This window comes from Arthrobacter sp. SIMBA_036 (genome assembly GCF_046535135.1).
Taxonomy (GTDB): Bacteria; Actinomycetota; Actinomycetes; order Actinomycetales; family Micrococcaceae; genus Arthrobacter.
The window spans coordinates 1-230 of the sequence record NZ_JAWRXG010000501.1 but is presented as its reverse complement, the minus strand read 5'-3'; the positions used below and the strand labels follow the sequence as shown (position 1 = coordinate 230).

Annotated in this window: 1 protein-coding gene; it reads left to right on the top strand. The window is 62.6% G+C overall.

The features are described from left to right. The coding region (locus SB659_RS20660) for a hypothetical protein (protein ID WP_410551799.1) at positions 1–230 on the top strand (230 nt) is incomplete at both ends.

Genomic DNA, 230 nt, shown 5'->3' with positions numbered 1-230 from the left:
CCCGTGAATCGATCGCAGGGCCGAACGCCCGAAGCGCAAGCGAAGGGCCGGGCGTCAACGCTGCCTCAATTCCATGCTATCACCACATCCAACCAAGCAGAGATTCCCGTGCGCCGCATGTTCCGCCTGCTCATCACCGCCATCATCCTGACGGCTGTCGCCGCCAGCGCCTATCTGGCATACGATCGGGCCATGACGCCATTCTCGCCGCCATCACTTGCCGACTATCC